At 44.9% G+C, this 18816-nt stretch carries 15 protein-coding genes; 9 read left to right on the forward strand and 6 right to left on the reverse strand.

Annotation, left to right across the window (positions count from 1 at the left end; translation table 11 throughout):
* The first annotated feature begins 115 nt into the window (after nt 1-115).
* The 3 genes from ACJJH9_RS12905 to ACJJH9_RS12915 all read left to right on the forward strand — a co-directional run bounded on the left by ACJJH9_RS12905 (nt 116) and on the right by ACJJH9_RS12915 (nt 2745).
* Nucleotides 116-1588, forward strand: coding sequence for an aminoacyl-histidine dipeptidase (locus ACJJH9_RS12905; protein WP_444923018.1), 1473 nt, complete (start codon nt 116-118; stop codon nt 1586-1588).
* Nucleotides 1589-1874: 286 nt separating this feature from the next.
* Entirely contained in the window at nt 1875-2084 is a 210-nt protein-coding gene (locus ACJJH9_RS12910; protein ID WP_444923019.1) for a hypothetical protein, read from the forward strand.
* 334 nt (nt 2085-2418) lie between these two features.
* Complete coding sequence (locus ACJJH9_RS12915; protein WP_444884263.1) at nt 2419-2745, forward strand: YceK/YidQ family lipoprotein; 327 nt, start codon at nt 2419-2421, stop codon at nt 2743-2745.
* 147 nt (nt 2746-2892) lie between these two features.
* Here the strand turns inward: ACJJH9_RS12915 and ACJJH9_RS12920 are convergent, their stop codons facing one another.
* From ACJJH9_RS12920 to ACJJH9_RS12930, 3 genes are all read right to left on the reverse strand, one after another.
* The gene (locus tag ACJJH9_RS12920; RefSeq protein WP_444923020.1) at nt 2893-3795 is read right to left on the reverse strand and encodes a polysaccharide deacetylase family protein; all 903 of its coding nucleotides are present in this window, start codon (nt 3793-3795) and stop codon (nt 2893-2895) included.
* Between the two features lie 5 nt (nt 3796-3800).
* Nucleotides 3801-4673 (reverse strand): GNAT family N-acetyltransferase, encoded by an 873-nt coding sequence (locus ACJJH9_RS12925; protein ID WP_444923021.1) that lies wholly within the window; start codon nt 4671-4673, stop codon nt 3801-3803.
* A 74-nt stretch (nt 4674-4747) separates the two neighbouring features.
* Complete coding sequence (locus ACJJH9_RS12930; protein ID WP_444923022.1) at nt 4748-5809, reverse strand: bile salt hydrolase; 1062 nt, start codon at nt 5807-5809, stop codon at nt 4748-4750.
* A gap of 463 nt (nt 5810-6272) precedes the next feature.
* Here ACJJH9_RS12930 and ACJJH9_RS12935 point away from each other — a divergent pair, with 463 nt between their 5' ends.
* From ACJJH9_RS12935 to rdgC, 5 genes are all read left to right on the forward strand, one after another.
* The gene (locus ACJJH9_RS12935; RefSeq protein ID WP_444900271.1) at nt 6273-6671 is read left to right on the forward strand and encodes a VOC family protein; all 399 of its coding nucleotides are present in this window, start codon (nt 6273-6275) and stop codon (nt 6669-6671) included.
* Nucleotides 6672-7094: 423 nt separating this feature from the next.
* Nucleotides 7095-8195 carry an alpha/beta hydrolase family protein gene (locus ACJJH9_RS12940; RefSeq protein ID WP_444884259.1) on the forward strand — a complete coding sequence of 367 codons (1101 nt, stop codon included), beginning with the start codon at nt 7095-7097 and terminating at the stop codon, nt 8193-8195.
* Between the two features lie 90 nt (nt 8196-8285).
* A complete protein-coding gene (locus tag ACJJH9_RS12945; RefSeq protein ID WP_444923023.1) occupies nt 8286-8789 on the forward strand; it encodes a hypothetical protein in 504 nt (167 codons plus the stop codon).
* Between the two features lie 10 nt (nt 8790-8799).
* Nucleotides 8800-9138: a hypothetical protein gene (locus ACJJH9_RS12950; RefSeq protein ID WP_252082473.1), complete on the forward strand. Its 339-nt coding sequence runs from the start codon at nt 8800-8802 to the stop codon at nt 9136-9138.
* 695 nt (nt 9139-9833) lie between these two features.
* Nucleotides 9834-10826: a recombination-associated protein RdgC gene (gene rdgC / locus ACJJH9_RS12955; RefSeq protein WP_444923024.1), complete on the forward strand. Its 993-nt coding sequence runs from the start codon at nt 9834-9836 to the stop codon at nt 10824-10826.
* A 104-nt stretch (nt 10827-10930) separates the two neighbouring features.
* On the opposite strand, the gene gnd is transcribed toward rdgC, so the two are convergent.
* Nucleotides 10931-12451, reverse strand: a complete 1521-nt coding sequence (gnd, locus tag ACJJH9_RS12960; RefSeq protein ID WP_252082477.1) for an NADP-dependent phosphogluconate dehydrogenase — start codon at nt 12449-12451, stop codon at nt 10931-10933.
* Between the two features lie 1136 nt (nt 12452-13587).
* Here gnd and ACJJH9_RS12965 point away from each other — a divergent pair.
* On the forward strand, nt 13588-14070 hold the full coding sequence (locus tag ACJJH9_RS12965; RefSeq protein ID WP_252082480.1) for a PraA/PraB family alkane oxidation protein activator: 483 nt from the start codon (nt 13588-13590) through the stop codon (nt 14068-14070).
* A gap of 317 nt (nt 14071-14387) precedes the next feature.
* Here the strand turns inward: ACJJH9_RS12965 and ACJJH9_RS12970 are convergent, their stop codons facing one another.
* Complete coding sequence (locus ACJJH9_RS12970; RefSeq protein WP_444884254.1) at nt 14388-17399, reverse strand: TonB-dependent receptor; 3012 nt, start codon at nt 17397-17399, stop codon at nt 14388-14390.
* 608 nt (nt 17400-18007) lie between these two features.
* Nucleotides 18008-18523, reverse strand: coding sequence for an RNA polymerase sigma factor (locus ACJJH9_RS12975; RefSeq protein WP_252082484.1), 516 nt, complete (start codon nt 18521-18523; stop codon nt 18008-18010).
* Nucleotides 18524-18816 lie beyond the last annotated feature (293 nt).

Here is an 18816-nt window from a genome sequence, read left to right on the forward strand (position 1 = left end):
CAAGCAGAACCCCAAAGAGCCCGGCACCCGCCGGGCTCTTTACTGTTATGCCCTAGCTGCACCAATTTAAATGCAGAGCATAAAACCAACCCATAACAATGACCCGAGGCCACCAATGAGCAATATTGCTGAGCTGAACCCTAAACCGCTATGGCAACACTTCGCCAAACTCTGTGAAATTCCCCGCCCATCCAAGCATGAAGACCGCGTTGTCGAACACATTGTGGAATTTGCCAAGAATCGCGGCTTAGAAGTTCAGCTCGACGAAATTGGCAATGTCATTCTCAAGAAGCCGGCTACTCCCGGCATGGAAAACCGCCAGACACTGGCACTGCAAAGCCATGTGGATATGGTGCCGCAGAAAAACGCCAATACCGATCACGATTTTCTGACGGACTCCATCAAACCCTATATCGATGGTGAGTGGGTAACCGCAGAAGGCACCACCCTGGGGGCTGATAACGGCATCGGTGTAGCTGCCATCCTCGCTCTAATGGAATCTACAGATATCCCGCATCCAGCCCTGGAAGCACTGCTGACTATTGATGAAGAAGCGGGTATGACCGGAGCGAAAAACCTTAAGCCAGGTTATTTCGAAGCAGACCTGCTGTTAAATCTCGATACCGAAGATGAGGGTGAACTCTACATCGGCTGTGCCGGTGGAGTGGACGTTAATGCCGCCCTACCCTACACCGCCGAGCCTCTGATGGCTGACGCTCAGGCTTTCAAACTCACCGTACGCGGTCTACGCGGTGGGCACTCCGGCCTGGACATTGACAAAGGTCGCGGTAACGCCAATAAAATTGCCAATCGTGTTATTGATACCGCTCAGCGAAGCATTCCCCAATTGCGCATTGCCAGTCTCGATGGTGGCAGCTTGCGCAATGCCATCCCTCGGGAATCTTTCAGCACTCTGGTTGTACCGAATAACGCACAGAAACAGTTACAGGAAATTGTTGAGCAAGAGAGCGCGCAAATTGCACGCGAATTCGACAATGAAGCAGCGCTGGAGATTTGCTTGGAAGCAGCCGAAGCACCGAGCAGCGTTATGGATGAAGCGAGCCAGTTAAAATTAATCCGTGCTATTCGCGCCTGCCCCAACGGTGTAGAACGCATGAGCACCGCACTGGATGGCATTGCCGATACATCCAACAACTTGGCTCGTGTGGTAACTGTTGAAGAAAACGGCCAGCATCAAGTAAAGATGCAATGCCTGGTACGCAGCCTCTCCGACAGTGCCCGAGACCACCATGGACTCGACGTAGCCGCCATATTCGAGCTGACCGGTGCAAAAACCAAGCTGGGCAATGCCTATCCCGGCTGGACGCCAAACCCTACATCACCACTTCTTGCCATGATGCGGGAAGTGTACAAGGAAATGACTGGAGAACATGCAGAAGTAAAAGTCATCCACGCCGGCCTGGAATGCGGTCTTTTAGCCAAGCCATACCCCAACTGGGACATGGTCTCATTCGGCCCCACTATCCGACGCGCCCACTCACCCGAAGAGCGAGTGCATATTCAGAGTGTGGCTAACTTCTGGGATTATTTTATTAAAGTTGTGCAGGCCATTCCTGCCCGTAGCTAGCTTAACGATCAACCTATAGAGCTATCTTTAGCAGTATCATCCTTTTTATTGCCTGCCCACTACAAATCATCTGAGTGGGCAGGCGCCCCCCAACAAGTAAAAATCAAATCAGCAGTCTTCTTTCTCAATCTGATTTACTTTTTTGTCTCATCAGTTAATAAAATATTTTTTATTTTCCAAAGAGTGCTCAGCGCCTTTATAAAAATTCTTACTCTAGAAACCACTACGGAACTTCCCTTGAATGCATTAGGTCAATAGAATCGCTTTAACACAACATGGAAGAACTATGAAAAGTGTGATTTTTACCTGTATTCTTTTTCCTTCCTTCGCATTCGCCTCTGCAAATCTGAATAACCACCTTAGCTTTGGTGTAGGTACACAATATGGAGGCCTTTTAGGTATCAAGTACTCAAACACCTATGGGGCTGACGCTTTTTATATCGGAGGAGGGCTGGCCGACAATCTTGATGAAGAGTATGGAATAACCCTTGGGTGAGAAAGAAGCTTGAACCCGAAACACTCCCTCGGCTTACTCATAAGAACAAAAGAGCTAGATTGGGAACATTATATTTATGAAAATTCAAACCTTCTCAGTGCATCGCCGAACAATAAGTCATTATCTGAATTCAAATATAAAGGACGTTATGAAAGCTTTATCGCAGGATCTTACACTTACTTCTCCAATAGATATGACGAGGCCAGCCTCTTAGGTGGTATCAGTTTGGGAAAATCCTACCTAAAAACTAATAAAGATGGCTCATTCAGAGATGGGACCGAGCTAAAACTACATTTCGGCTATCAATTCTAAACATTCACAGGGAACGATATTAATGAAAACTATCAGCCTAGCAATTTGCTCTCTTATGTTAACGGGCTGTGGGACTTTCACCACCCTCTCCAGCACAGACCGTGAAATTTCTGCAAATTTAAAACGGCAAAAATCCAACTGTGAATCCATCCCGAGAGTCTACAGCGGTCTTTCCTACAATATATGTAAAATGCATTCAGACAGTGAATCAATAAATGTCGACTTACTTCTCGGCGTGTATCTCGTAGACAGCCTCTTTTCCACCGCAACTGACACAATAGTGCTTCCATTTACCATGATTGAGCAGAGGAAGAACGGAAATATTTCAGTCTCCAGCAGTCAGTATTAGCAATGGTATTTAAGTAAAAACAGAGAATAAAAGCCGCTGGCAGTCCCATGAAGTATCAATAGCTGCCAGCCTCTTATAAATCAACAACATTTCCTATGACAGTTGAAAAATCCTATTGACCTCGACAACACAATGAGCTTAATAAGGTTAACTACTTCCCCCCGCTGAGGGATGCTGAGAAATCCAATGTTTGGCAATATCTGACCTTCTACAAATCCAAACTTTTTCATGATTTTGGATATAGTCAATAAATTGGAGTAAAGCCATTGCACGAGCGGGGTGGCCACTGATTCGGCCATGTAAACCAACCGTTAACATTTTCGCCTGACTCTCCCCTTCTAGCCAGAGAAGATCAAAAGCATCTTTTAAAATTTGAAAAAAATCTTCTGCCGAAGCGCAGCCATTTGGGAAAAGATATCGAACATCATTATTCACAAGGCTATAGGGAATGATTAGCCTAGGCTTTGGGGTGTAACTCCAGTATGGCAAGTCATCGCTGTAGGAGTCAGAACTATAGAGGACCTGGGAAACTTCCCCTAGAAGTTTGCGGGTATTAGCACTAGTGCGACCAATATACCAACCAACTTCTCTCTCTCCAGTTAGTCTTTCAATGCATTTATGGGTTGTTCGTATATGCTCTCGCTCAACGGCTTCATCAATATGGCGATAATCTAACCAGCGATATCCATGCCCTGCTATTTCATGACCTGCGGCTACCAATGCCTGTGCCACACTTGGGTTCAATTCCAGTGCCAACCCACAGGCGAAGGCCGTTAGTGGGAGTTTGTTCGAGTTGAAGATATTGAGGATACGCCACACGCCAGCCCGGCTACCATACTCATACATACTCTCAACACTGAGGTCTCTTTCCCCTAAACGCGGCTCCCTACCAAAGAGTTCATGTAAGTAAGCTTCCGATTGATCATCCCCGTTTAAAACACAAGATTCAGCGCCTTCCTCTATATTCAGTACAAATTGAACGGCTATCCTGGCCCCATTCGGCCATTTTGGATCCGGAGGCTGCCCTGCATAGCCTTCTAAGTCACGCACAATCATCAACCCAGCTCAAAGGTTGTTACACCGAAAATACGCTCATGAGCAATATTGGGCTTAGAGCCTAGGTACATACGCGCACAACCAAATACCTCTTTCATATTATATTTTTTAACTAAAGCCATGGCTTCTTGATTATTTTCCGGCACATCCAAAAATACAGCCCCTCCTGAAGAAAACTTTGTCAATTCAATCAATAGCCCTTCAGCCAACTGACCGTTATTGGCAAATAAAGGGCCCACTTTACAACCTTCACCACAGCGGCGAATTACCCCATAACCTTTCAACGTTCCCGATTGCAATACCCCCAAAGCCTGAGCCCCTTCTTGATCCAGCCAAGTACGCAAGAATTTTTCCCTTCCTGCAGGGAAGCAGGTCATGTCATATTGAAGAAGCTGATCGAAAGGAATCTCTGCAAGAGGTAATATTTCAAAATTTCCATTACCATTTGATGCCACTTTTAAAGGCACGGCCATACTAAAACGCAAGTTGCGATGAGAGAATTTAAAGCCGCCTTCCCCATAGAAATCCTGCATCTGGAATGCAGCATCCAGCCCTACTGAAGCTCCTGGGCTTAACCTTTCAAGCATTCGTTGACGACGGAAATACCAAAGTTTACGACCAAGCCCCAATCCTCGGTACTCTGGCTTCACAATAAAGAAGCCCATAAAGCCATATATTCCCTCATACGAGGTAATAGCACCACCACCTATCATTTTGTCCTGAACCAGTGCAGCGATAAATGCTTTAGAGTCCGTTTGCCAAAAAGTTTCAGCATCATGCAATCCTGGATTCCAGCCCTCTTGAGCTGCCCAATGTACCAAGACATCGACTTCAGGGCGCTGCATATTACGTATAGTCATTGTATCTTTCATATCCCCCCCTATTTATAAAGAGACTGAGATCAACTCCATTTATAATCTAGTTAAATGTGACTTTTTAACTCCGGTTAACTCTTTGGTGCAAGAAATTTAAAGGGAGTTGCCGGCTTAAGCTGCGAAGATATTTCACCACCAATATCACTCGGGGTATCCAGCTTCATAGATAAAACCTTCGCCCCACTTTTAAAATCTAAATTACTAAAATCCAACCAAACCACCGAAGGATTTATCACGGAGTCAAAGTAATATCGCATTCTCTTTTGATCTATCACTGAACGCCACAGGGTCGAGGCAATATTAGGTTTCCCTGGATCACTCATCCCCAGTGGCACACTCACAGCGCGTATTTGTGAGAAGACTGAGGCAATTGCCTTTCGATGATCTTTAAAATTTGGTGATGACTCAAGGGCAAAACTAGCACGGACAAAACGATCTGCTGCAGTTATGGTACCTGGCAGAAAATTCTCACCACCAATCTGGCTCCAATAAGCATTAATCGCCAGTTGTTGGCTATATATCGGAGAATTGGTCATGACCTTATATTGTTTGCCATGATGGACCTGTAGTGCTCCATTGATATACTCGAATATCGCCGAATCCCCGCTGGGATCGGAGATCGAAATATGCGCAGTAGCGGGCTTACCATCAGGCAAATCAGCTCCTATCACAGTAAATGGATCTGCCTCCATCGCAGTAACCACTTCATCAACACTTGCATAATTGTCCAGCATATATTGAAGCCAGGCTCCCACTGAAATGGTCGGTTTTCCGCGCTTTTGAGGGTTCCCATACTCAGCCTCGGCCAGATAAAGTAGATTCCCAGCCAAGCCCGCCTCATTAAGGCCATCAGAAGTTGCCGCCTCATAAATACTTATTACTACCGAACCGTACTTCGAAGTCCAAGTTATCGACTGTTGACCGACACCTCCATTTCTCTGCATCCCTTTTGGGAACAACCAAAAGTCCATTGCAGCGGTGGTATCACTCCAGTCCATACTTCTCCCTGTAATATAAGAACCATCACCAGCCTCATAAAAAATTCTAGTGCAGGCACTGGCATTGCTTTGGCTCAACCCAACAAACAAGATCAGAGCTGTACCAAGTAAACCGCGAACAAATTTATTGTCCATCATCTTTTCCCTGATATACATGCCATTAATTTCCTTTTAAATTTTTAAAGCCACACCGATCAACCACTAATCAACCCTATTTCAATAACGATCAATTCATCTTTAATGGCCAAGTCTAGCTTTAGCTGCCAGCAATAAACGACAACATGTGGAAAGAGACGAAAGCGATTTAACTGAATATTTCCACTTAACCCTGATCTCATAAAAAGACGCTTAAAAATTCATTATGAAGATCGTCCATAAGCCTTAAAGCGATCCTGAATCTCACTATCTGATAACGTGAACAACAACCGTTTGATACATCTAATTAGAATCCCTTGTATTTAGGCACGATAGGAGTATTTCTGTCATATAATTCTACGCTGTGATTTAATCAAATTCTGACTGCAGTATTATTCAGTACAATAAAGCTAGTTAATATCAAGCCCTTCTATCAACATTCAATCAGCAAAGACGGGATTTTATGAACACTATAGGAAGATTGGTTATTCTTGTTCGTGACTACGAAGAAGCTATTAATTTTTACCGCGACAAACTTGGTTTCGAAGTTTTTATTGATTCAGAGGCTCCGCCATTAAGATTCGTTCACCTTCGCCTACCCGAACAGAAAGACATGGGCATTTGGCTCTTACAAGCCTCCTCCAATAGTCAATTGGATCAGGTTGGCAGGCAGACGGCGGGTCAACCCTGTGCAGTTATTTATACAGAGGATTTTGATAATGAATATAAGCGCCTAATAAATAATGGAGTAAAATTTACTAAGCCTAGGACCTCAGATTCCAACGCCGAGTTTGCCCATTTTGAAGACCTGTATGGCAATGAGTTTATACTTGTCCAGCTGCAAACAGAAGTGGTTGATTAAACTGCTTTTTCTACCAAACTTGCCACTGCTAGCACCCAACTACGGTGGCAGGGGTTCAATTTAAATCTCTCCGAACTCACTATCTGCGCCTCATTCATTCGTTAGTATAGAAGCCATACTATTACAAAACTTACTGTTTACTTCTCTTTCTCTATCACATATAAATCGGGCAAGACTCGCTCTACATGTACCAAGTCCCATACTTTTATACCTCTTGATCTAACCCGAGCTAATTACAGGTCAAATTTTCAGCATCGGAGTGTGCATAACCAGTCCAAAACTGGTGCGCCAAAGAATAAAAGGAAGTTTGTTTCTTAACATAATAACACTCAAAACATATTGGCCCCTTCAGGCCACTGAACTACGGGCACTAACTCAAAGAATGAAGCAGCCCAAGGCTCAACGCTATCATTTGGAAGTACCATGAAAAGAAACTTGATAATGCTGGTACCAGGACTTACCCGTGTCACCAGTACTGCACAATTGTCCGAGTTTACAGAGGGGCTTATTGCCGCGAGTGAACGTATACCACTCACCCCCATAGCGGCGCCCACTATTCCCCCGGGCGTTCAGCGTTTACGAGCTACCTCCGCAGGGCAGGAGATGGAACTAGACCTGGTTGAAGCTTATTGGAACGATCTGGTACCCAGTATTACCCAACAGACATTAAAAACTCGCCTCGCCAGGGGCTTTTCACTTATCTGGTTCTGGCTCGCTAATTTACATATTTGGAAAGGAGTACTGCGGCGCAAATACCTCACCTTTGGGCTAACCCTGTCAGCACTAGCCTTTATAGTTTGGTACCTAGGTACCATTATACTATTTGTTGAAGCTATTGAACCTGCCGCTGATAACCCATTCTTCCCTCTGGTAGAGGAATTGAAAAGATCTGTTGAATATATTGGTGGCTGGCGTATTTGGGCAGTGGCAACAGCGATTGTCGCTCTCATGCCCGTATCACTACTGGTTGATATCTCAGATTTTTGTAAGCGCTATCTAACTAATGAGCCCGCGGCCAGAGGTAAACCCGCTGTGCGCTTTGAGATTATCAGACGTGTGCGCGAGCAACTGCAAAGCAGCCTAGCCTTAGAAAACTATGAATCAGTTACAATAGTCGGGCATAGCTTTGGTAGCGTAGTTACTGTGGATCTCTTTGCAGACCTTCCCTCCTTTGGCACGCCAGTGCGAATTCTAACCATGGGCTCATTAATCGAAGTTCTGGGTAAACAGGCCCCATGGCTACAAAACGAAGTTCTAGAGTTATCCCAGCGCGATGATCTGATTGAATGGATTGATATCAAATCCCACTCCGACTGGTTTGCCAGCGGCTCAGCCGTACCTGAAGCTCATAATTGCTATGAGAGGGTAATCGGTTCTTATGGCACTTTTCCAGATAAAATCGCGGCTAAAGTACATTCCCGCTATTTCGACAATCAGGAAGCAGTCAGATTTCTATTGTCATATTTTGAACGGCAGGACTCCGCTAAAGTTTGTAAAAATGAAGTAGCCTTAGAACCAGCTTAACGAAAGTTGAGCGATAGTAGCCATCCAACTATCGCTTACTTGAAGTAACAATCAGAATATCCATAAACGTCAACAGCAAGGAGAGTACAGATGTTGTCCACCCCACCCAAGGTAGCATTCGCTCTGTTATACATAGTTCTGGCACTAGCCATCAGCAGTTGCTCCCAGCTAGCTCCAAGATATGATGCGGAACTCTATTCAGATCTCACTGAGGTAAATGCAGAACTCATGCAGTTCTTTTCCTCAGTTTCTCATGGTACAGATAAAGACTCCTATGCTAAAAGAGACCAAAACTACCATGCATTAATTGGCAGGATTGACGCCTTGGCGATGCAATCCAACACCCGGCCAATGCCCAATAAAGATACACTCAAGAAAATCAACAACTATTTTAGTTCTACAGGAGCAGATATCGTTTTCAATGAGCAGCCACCCAGTGTCAATTCACTAAAAAAAATCTCTAGCAGCCTTAATCGAATGCGCAAAGAAGACGAAGACAAGGGGCTTCGCTCTACCATTGTGGCGCTTTTCAAGAATGAAGTTGTAATCTCTATGGACCAGGCTTTAACTTACGAATCCTTCTTAAACCGCTGAGGACTTTGCCATGTCACTGGACGTAACCCAATTGATCTCAGATATTAAAGATGCAGCCTCTACCGTTATTGAGCATGACATCACAGAAATCCGTGGTTTCTCAGAGCGCCAGTTATCCGCTCTAGCCCTTCAGGCAAAATTGATTGCCAAAGCCATCGCGGAAAACGAAATTGGTGAGGACTTGAGAGATTACTTTCTTGATTCTATCGAGGATATGGCTTTGAATTTTGCCAGAACCCTCCGCGGCCTTCTTGCTGTAACCATAGAAAAAATCTGGAATGCCGTCGTGGGAGTAATTTGGACCGCATTGGAAGCCTGCACAGGCATTTCATTAAAAATCGCTTCCTGAGCATTCAGTAATAATATAGCCCCACAAATGTCACGGACTGACTGTGGGGAATGCCATGGTGTAATTGTTTTTATATTTCAGGCGGTTTTACGGAAATAGCATTCTTCATTACCGCCACACTGCCCCTCTAAATCAGCTTCAGATTCCGCGAACAATTCAAGTAGCCATCCGGGAAATATCGAAGTAATCCTTTGCTAAAGATAAGTCAATCCGCTTACTTCTTCCTCTTCAAGGTTAATATCGATAAGCGCCCAGCGGCTTAAAGACACATTACCAAACAGAGAATAATAATTGGCCTTGCTGAAATATGGGGTTAAGGTTGGACTACTGGCGTGGTGTGGCCGGCTCAGATAAATCTGGCCAGCAGCCCTGCCCCCTACTTTTAAACGGTTAGGGGAGTTCTCCGATGGCCCTACCCTTTAACAGAACCAGGTGTCTGCGACTGCACTCAAACTATTGCAGCTCAGCCACAAAGGCTTTCACAGAGAAAACGGCCCCGTTACAACCATCCTGCTGAAAGAACAATAACCTACAATCTCTGCAGGCATTGATGATGCACATTCTATCCTGCCCCGCCAAATTTTCGGACAAAAAACAACCAATTCGTCATTTGGAAACAGCTCACTAGCTGCCGCGCCCCAGTTTCCGCATAATTAACGTCCGCACACGCAACTGAACACCAAATGGCCTGATGTATGTGGTTTAAGAACCTTCGTATTTACCGCTTAACCAAAGAATTCTCTCTGGGTGCCGAAAAACTAAACGAGCTACTGGAAGCCCAGGCATTTGTGCCTTGCGGTAGCCAGGACAGTGTCCGCTACGGTTGGGTCTCCCCCCTAGGCAGACACGGCAGTCAATTGGTACATGCCACCAATGGCTACCTGATGGTCTGCGCCAAGAAGCAAGAAAAAGTTCTACCAGCAGCCGTTATCAATGAGAAAGTAGAAGAACTGGCCCAGGCCATTTCAGAAAAAGAGGCCCGACAGGTGGGCCGCAAGGAACGTCAAAACCTCAAAGATGAGGTACTGCTGGAAATGCGCCCCAAGGCTTTTGCCAAGTCCCGCTTGCACTTTGCTTATATCGCCCCGCAGGAGGGCTGGGTAGTGGTTGATGCTTCCTCTGCCTCCGCCGCTGAAGAGTTATTGGAAAATCTGCGTGAAGCCATTAGCAGCCTCGCGGTAGTCCCTCTATCAGCCAAAAACCTGCCACAACAAACAATGACCCACTGGCTCACCGCTCCCGAGGCCCCCGCTCAATTTGATTTCGGACACGAATGCGAACTGCGCGACCCAAAGGACAGCGGCAGTGTGATCCGCTGCAAAAACCAAGACCTATGCGCCGAGGAAATTCACAACCACTTGGTTGCTGGCCTGCAGGTACACAAGTTGGGGCTGGTTTGGCGCGGCGGGGTCGATTTCCTGGTGGACGACCAACTCTCCGTGAAACGGGTAAAGTTCAGCGATGAGTTGCTGGAAAAGGCAGATAACACCGATGCCGAAAGTGCGGCGCAGCGCTTCGATGCAGATTTCGCAGTAATGGCACTGGAAATTTCAGCCCTAATCAAGGATCTACTCAATGCCTTTGGTGGCGTTAATATCGAATCTGCCAGCGTAGAGGAGATGGTCGCTAAAGCCTCCCGCTCTGAAGCTGAAGAGCTGGCGCGAGAAGTAGAAGAAGTGGTCTTCTGATAGCCCTGTTTTACTGCAAAAGAAATGAATGGAGCAGTGAACAATAACCTGACCCTGAGCGGGACGAAAGCCCCACCCAAGGTCAAAGTGTCGCTTTCTGAAGCTCAGATCTCCACGACTGGTCGGCCCGGCTCACCCCACAACACATGGTATTTGCGCTGCTCGGGCTGATCTACCCGTGAAAAGGTGTGCGCACCGAAGAAGTCCCGCTGCCCTTGCAGCAAGTTGGCTGGTAGGGACTCTGAACGGAAAGCGTCGTAATAGCTCAGAGCTGAAGACAGCGCCGGTACCGGAATGCCATTGAGAGTTGCACTCGCCACTGCCTGGCGCCAGTTTGCCTGGTGATCGGCGATCTGCTGTGTAAAGAAGTCATCTAATAACAAATTAGAGAGTTTGGAGTCTCGATCGTAGGCGTCACTAATCGATTGCAGGAATACCGCACGGATTATGCAGCCGGCACGCCAGATTCTCGCAATTTCCGAGAAGTTCAGCTGCCAGCCCTGCTCCCGCGCAGCCAGTTTCATCAGGTCAAAACCTTGGGCATAAACACAGATCTTGGCGCAGTAAAGGGCATCGTGCAGCTGCTGGATCACTTCCTCACGCTGCTCTGCCGCTACCTGGGTGAGAACTGGGCCCTTGAGTTTCTGCGCGGCGCGGGTGCGCAAAATTTTGCGGGTAGATAGGGAGCGGGCGTAAACCGCTTCGGCAATGCTCGGCGCAGGGCAGCCTACTTCAAGACTGCTGATAGCCGTCCAAAGGCCGGTCCCCTTCTGACCTGCACGATCCAAAATCACATCCACCAGCGGTTGTTCGGTAACAGAATCCAGGGTGGACAGCACTTCAGCACTGATATTAATCAGGTAGCTGTTTAACGGACCTCGATTCCACTCACGGAACACTTCGGCAATCTCCGCCGGTGACATCGCCAAGGCACTGCGCATCACATGGTAAGCCTCGCAGATCATTTGCATATCCGCGTACTCGATGCCGTTATGCACCATTTTTACATAGTGCCCAGAACCAATAGGGCCGATATAAGCCGCGCAGGGCTCACCCTCTTTCACCGGATTACCCGGCTCAAAGCGCTCTATAGGCTGGCCACTGGCCTTGTCCACTTTGGCCGAGATCGCGTGCCAAACGGGCTCGATACGGCTCCAGGCGTAGCGATCGCCACTGGGCATCAGAGACGGCCCAAATCGCGCACCAACCTCACCACCGGATACTGCCGTTGTAAAGAAGATCAGCTTACCTTCATAGCGCTTGGCACGCTCTACGGAGTCAGTCCAAAGGCTGTTACCCGTGTCCACAACAATATCATCAGCCTTGAGGCCAGCATCCAACAGTTTGCAACAAACATCATCTACTGGCGCCCCTGCAGGTACAGAAAGAATGATCAAGTGTGGCGCTTTGACCTTAGCCAATAACTCAGTGTATGAATTACAGGTTTCCACGCGCGCAGGCCGATCACCACGCTCCTTTTTATCCTGTTCTAGCAGTGCATTGAGCCGGTTGTGATCCAAATCGAAGGCACAGACCCGATAGCCATTATCAGCCAAGTTCAAGATCAGGTTCTTACCCATCACACCAGCGCCAATAAAGCCAATGTCGCACTGTGAATCAGACATCAAATTCTCCGTCATAAGATAGGGGGGCTTTCAAGGGCGCGGAGTATAACAATATGAGTCCAGGGCAGGGAGAGCAAAAACCAAACAAAACCGTCCCCAGTCACAGTAAAAACGGCTTGTGAAGTAGAAACTGGTACAGATTATCCCTTCGCCAAGGACTTTCTCAAATTAGCCAGTAACGTGATAGCTTTTATCCTTTAATGCCAAATACACGCTCAATAAGCCCCACAAAAGCCTGCCCGAGTTAATTTAGATATTTAAAGCTTTACAAAAGACTTATACAAAATTACACGCTGTCGGTTTATGCTAATTCAATCCACAACAAAACATTTACTGGAAGCCTCACGCTATTCATCGGACTTCTAACTATTTAGATATGTTTAAATATATTTCCTTTAATTCCCAGCTCAAGTGAAAATTAGACTAACGATAGTCTATAAATAGTCGATATTGCCTAAACTGCTCAGGATTGGAAATACACCGGTAGCTTAAATCGACCCAATGGAAAAATTACAATCAATAAAACCTTCCCAGAACTAGGGACCCAGCCACCGATGGTGATTTGTTATTAGCAGTCATAACACTCCCGAGGAACCATCTCATAAAAAACCATGAAATAAGAATTGAAATAAAGTTAAGAAGACTGACAAACCAAAAGCTATATAAGCACTTTTAACTCGTTGAATTTAATGAGAGAACAAATCCTAAATTCCTATATCTTTGCACAACTCAAAACACATCAGAAATCTTAATAAAGATCCCCAGAACAAAAATAATATAAATCTGCGAATGTCAGCATCAACAATATAAAAATTTTTTATATGTAACGCTGAGCTACCCCCGTGCCCATCATAAATAAAACCAACCTATTAATAGACTGGATTTGAGGATAGAAAATACGCCCCACAAATAAATCTGCGTCTATTTGGGCTAGACATCCCCCCAACGGTCGTCCCAACTCGTCTTTATAAATGGGAGGGGATGGAACTGGGTCGGCTCCTATTATTGAGGTCAACTAAGTTTCATCACTTTCCAGCGATGATGAACGCTTCAAAAGGTAGCGCATATAAATTGACCAAGCATCAAGTAATGTGCCTGCATTAATAATTAACAGAAATATTAGGAACACCATTATTATGAAAAAGATTCTTACCGCTGCTTCTATCTGTTTAGCCTCTTTTGGGATAGCCGGGCTGGCGAATGCAGAAACCTGGTCTCCCCCAGGTGCAATCGCCCTAGCGAGTGATGGTAACCTCGAAGTAGAGAAAGGTATCCTGCTTCAATGTAAACTTTCTGGAAGTGTCGACTCTACAGGAGCAGATGCCTCAGTTGGAAGCCTGGCCCTCTCGGGAGGTTTCCTTAACATTTGCGGCACTATTTCTTTTAGCGGGCTACCATATGCCCTTGTAGGACATGCAAACAATACTGTAACCCTAAAAAATGTAAACGTAGCAGCTGTATCAGGTAATTGCGCGGGAGACTTGAATGGTAGTTTCGACCAGTCAACAGGCAAAATTACCTTTAATGATGCCCAAATACCTAGTACTGGATCAGGATCTCCTTGCGTTATAAATGGCGTTGTATCTACCAATCCACAATCATCATTCACTGTACCCTAGATAGCCCCCTATAATTTAGACGCACGGGGTACTATCAGCAATCATGATGGTGCCCCTTATACAATTAATTGACTTATAGCAAAACACCCACCTAACCTAACTACCCTCAACTCACCCATCACCAACCAAAGAACCTAAGCTTTAGCAATCGGCTAAAAATTCATAAAGAAATATTCAAAAAACTGGCAAATTATCAAATAGCAAGTTTACATTTAAAAACGCACCTCAATTTGTCAGAAGAACCTATCCAACAGATCAAGGTGCTCTTAAAGAGGCAATTAACATTTAAACCTGTCAATCAGCCATAATCTCAGAGTTTAAAACCCTTTACTTATACTGAACCCAACAATACGAGGTTCTAAAGTAAATACATTTGTGGTGAGACCTGAGTCATCACTATTAGTAAACATGTCTGTGATCGGTGCATCATCAAATATATTCTTCACATAGAGCTGCATATACAATTCTGAGTTAGGATGACTCAAACTGACTGAAGCATTGAGGTTACTCCAGGCCTTTAAACGGTCATACTCTGTATTGTAAACCCTTGCGTAACTCTCTGATTGACGATAATAGTCAGTTCGCAAAGTTAGGTCCCAATCTTCGATAGGAATTGTATGCTCCACTCCCAAATTTACTGTGAACCGTGGGGCATTTGGCAGTTCATTGCCACTTAAATCGGCGGCAAAGCCTCTCGCTCCATTCGGTGCATCAGTGAGCGGGTTATAGGGGTCGATATTTAGCCACTCATGGAAATACTGGCTAGACTCTATTTCCGGTGTGAAAGAACCCCATCTACCCGTAGTATCACATAAAGCCCAAAGCATTAATGGGTATGGTATTGCAAATGTCGCCTCCACTACATCTTTCGGCGCAACACAGTTAGAAGGAACTTGAAGACTTGGACGAACCACTAACCAATCCTCATGTCCTTGAGTACGGTTCATTACATCAATAGACTCTTCACCATCTGCAATACGGGTCTTTAGGTAACCCATATTCATATCTAGCCGAGTGTTATCTGTAAGCTGCCATGCTAGTTCCAGCTCAATCCCCATACTCTCTGCATCAAAGTTTTCGTTTAACGAAATACGGTCAACAATTTGGGAAACTTGATAGTCGCTATAGTCATAGTAAAAAGCATTAGCGTTGAGAGTTAAGCTGCCATCAAGTAAAACATTCTTTGTTCCAATTTCAATTGCATTAACAAATTCAGGCTTAAAAGTTTCATCTAAAGGTTGGTATTGCACAACGTTGGGATCAATATCTGCGCGAGGGGGATTGGTGCCGCCCCCTTTGTAACCATGGGCAAAGGAGAGATAAAGCATAGTTTCATCGGTAAAGGGCGTATCTGTACGCCAGTCTAGTACAGCGCGCCCAGTGTACTCCTTCCAGCTTTGAGTAACGGCATCACCCTCCGGATACCCTTTATAAACCAGCCCTCCAGAGGCAGGGCCAGGAACGATCTCACCGGTATCATTATCAGTTTCAGTTCCCAGTAATAACTGACTGGGCACCGGTGTGGAACGCTTGCGATCATTCGTGTAGCGTAGACCAGTGGTAAGCTTTACATCATTATTAATTTGCCAGTAGGTTTCACCAAAAATAGCCCAGGATCGTGTTTCCACTAGATTTCGACTGAGGAAATAATTATGACCTTCCTCATCAATATTCTCTAATGAGTTGTAATCCACATACATACAATCTTGAAAACCCTCAATGTTCTGAGGATCCGTGCAATTCTCTGTACCCAAACCAGCCTCAGGATCATCAACGCCATTGTATACATGCTCGGCAATCAGGGAGAACATATTATTAAATACAAAATAATCATCCTGAGTCTTAAAATCTAGGTAATTAGCTCCCACAACAAAATTCCAAGGGCCATCAAAGGATGTTTGCAATCTGAATTCTTGACTCCACTGTTTGTTATCAGATCGGCTGATATCCACTGCCAAGACGCCATCCGAAGGACCTAACTGTGGATCGGTATAGATCCCACCGGGCGTAGGGCCTGGATCCAATCCATATTCAGTAGAATCACTAAAAATCGAGTCTGACACATACCGGTTGTAATCTTGGGAAGAGTAATAGTCGTCCTTGGCATAAGTCGACTGGGAATAAAATGTAAGAGTATCACTCATTTCCCATGCAAAATTTAACTGTACCAAGTCATTCTCAGCGCGAAACACAGGATCAAAACTGGTAGCAATTTCACGCAAATCCCTGGACTGCTCAGCATTGGCATAAGGATTTGGAAGAAATTCCTTCATTACCGGATAATAGCCTTGAAGAAGTGCTTGTGGAGCAACAACAAATGCAAGCCCCTTAGCATTGGTTGTACCATATGCTTCATCACTATAGATTGAGCCGGGTAAACAACCTTGACTAAAAAAACCTGTGAAATTTTCTGGTACTTCAACATCTCCAATCATTGAAACGCCTGGATCTGTCGTGCAGAGCTGCTTCCCTGTACGTGAACGCTTATCATCCTCCTCAAAATGCTGCCAAATTAGATTGGCGCTAAATGTTTCTGAAGGCTCCCACTCAAAAATTGCCCGAGTGGAATAAAGATCACGATCATTAACGTCATTGTCTGTATAGGTATTAGTATCAAATCCATCGCGCTTGGTCATAGCACCGGAGAGGCGTAACCCCATGGTCTCCCCAATGGGTAAATTAAACATACCGCTAGTACGCTTCGAATTATAACTACCTATCTCCGCTTTAATTTCAGAGGAAAATTCATCCTCTGGCATAACCGGCAACATATTAACCACACCAGCTGTGGCATTACGACCATACAATGTGCCTTGTGGTCCGCGTAGCACTTCCACCCGCTCAACATCAAAAAACTCCTGCTCAAACAACCTGTTACGAATCAATGGAGCATTATTAAAACTCACTGCCACTGCAGGATCTGTGGCGGCAGAAACGGCCTTGGTGCCAACGCCGCGAATGGAAAAGTTATAGGTACTAAAATTTGATTTGGAGAAATTTACATTCGGTATCGCCCGTAGTAGTTCCTCACCACGTTCGATCTTCAAGGCATCCATACTATCCCCAGAGAGTGCCGAAACTGCAATAGGAACATCTTGGATACTCTCCTCAATTTTCTGGGCCGTTACCGTCACTTCCTCGATCGGCTGTTTGGAGCGGCTACTTCTTTCCGTATCCTGTTCCTCCTGGGCTAGGGCCGCAGTGGAAACGGTAGACATCACCAGGCAGGCTATTGCAGCGCTGTACCAGGGCGTTGTTTGATTGAGCGGATTGGTGGCACGAATCGCTTGTGCAATCAAATTTTTTTGCTTACGCAGGCTCATCATCATTCTGATTCTCTCTATTATATTTTCTCTGTTTTTCTGTCAGCCAAACACCACCTTATCTCAGGCCTAACTAGGTTTAAGACGCATTTACAGCACAGTCGGGGGGATCTAACCCCAGATTTTCAGATCCACATTTACTAAATATTCGCCCCCAGAAATCAAGGAGATTAAATAAAACAACAATTAACACAACCAAACAATAGCGGTGACCAAAAGTTACAAAATCCGTCTTCTCAGAGTTACACTCACTAAAAAGGGTAACTTATTTCAAGCAGGAAGCTCTCACCTTTCACAAATAAAAAAGACTAGCCTCCAAAAGGTCTTTTCGAGTGTAGTTCAAGTAAGTGCAAGCGGATTTACAATTGGGGATAAATATAGCTTTTTAGAAAATCTTTAAATCTGCAAAAACCATCTGAAGATGAAGGAGACTATAAAAGTAGAGAAGTTTTCTATTTGAGAGGCAAACATCAATATGCTTAGGTGAATAGGCGTAAATTCAAGTACTAGATTCTAAAATTTGCACAGATAGACTTAACCTGCAATTTAAAATACTTGTACTTAACCAATCTTTAATTGGATGATAGCCTGATTAAATATCCAAGAAAAACAGGTTATGAAACCTCCTCCACTGCCCGCCTAACCCTAATTAATGCGCGCTGGATAAGTTCCTTTACAGATTCCTTGGAGATCCCCATGCGTTCGGCAATATCCTGGTAAGTCAACCCCTCAAAACGGTGAAATTTAAATGCCGCCCCTGCACGTGGTGGCAGCCCCAGAATTGCTTTTAAGACGCACCGACAATCCTGCATACCTATTACTGTACGCTCCGGTGTAATAACATCGGGAATTTCATAATCAAGGGAAAGTGACTCATGGAAGGCTCGACATCGAGACTTGTGGTACCGACTGTGACTAACCAACAGATTTTTAGCTACCGTATAGATATAGTTTCTTGGATTTTCTATCTCTATATCGGACTGATTAAGGTGCCAGTGTAATTGAGCAAAAACCTCTTGCACTAAGTCATCAACATCAGCTGAAGCTACTCGAGAAGAAAAGTATCGTTTTAATCCTGGGCGATACTTATCCACCCAAGCTGAAATATCTTTTTGATAAAAATTATCCATAGTGAAACACACATGTGATTCAAATGATATTTAGTGCTCCCCAGACACAGAAAAGATTAGACAAACAACCAATGCAAAATCCACGAAATCCAGAAATTTATTCTTGTTATTTATCTGTAACAACTCCCCCCTAAAAATCAGGCCAAGCAAAACATAAAAACTACTTGGTCACAGCGAAAGAAGATTATAAACAACCACGTTAAGGAGAGTTAACAGAATAACCTCACAAAATTTTTTGATAAATGCTTGAAAGGACTATTTGAGCAAAATGAAACGCCTTTTTATAACTGAGA

The sequence above is a fragment of the Microbulbifer mixtoriginis (SeqCode) genome (assembly GCF_052466715.1).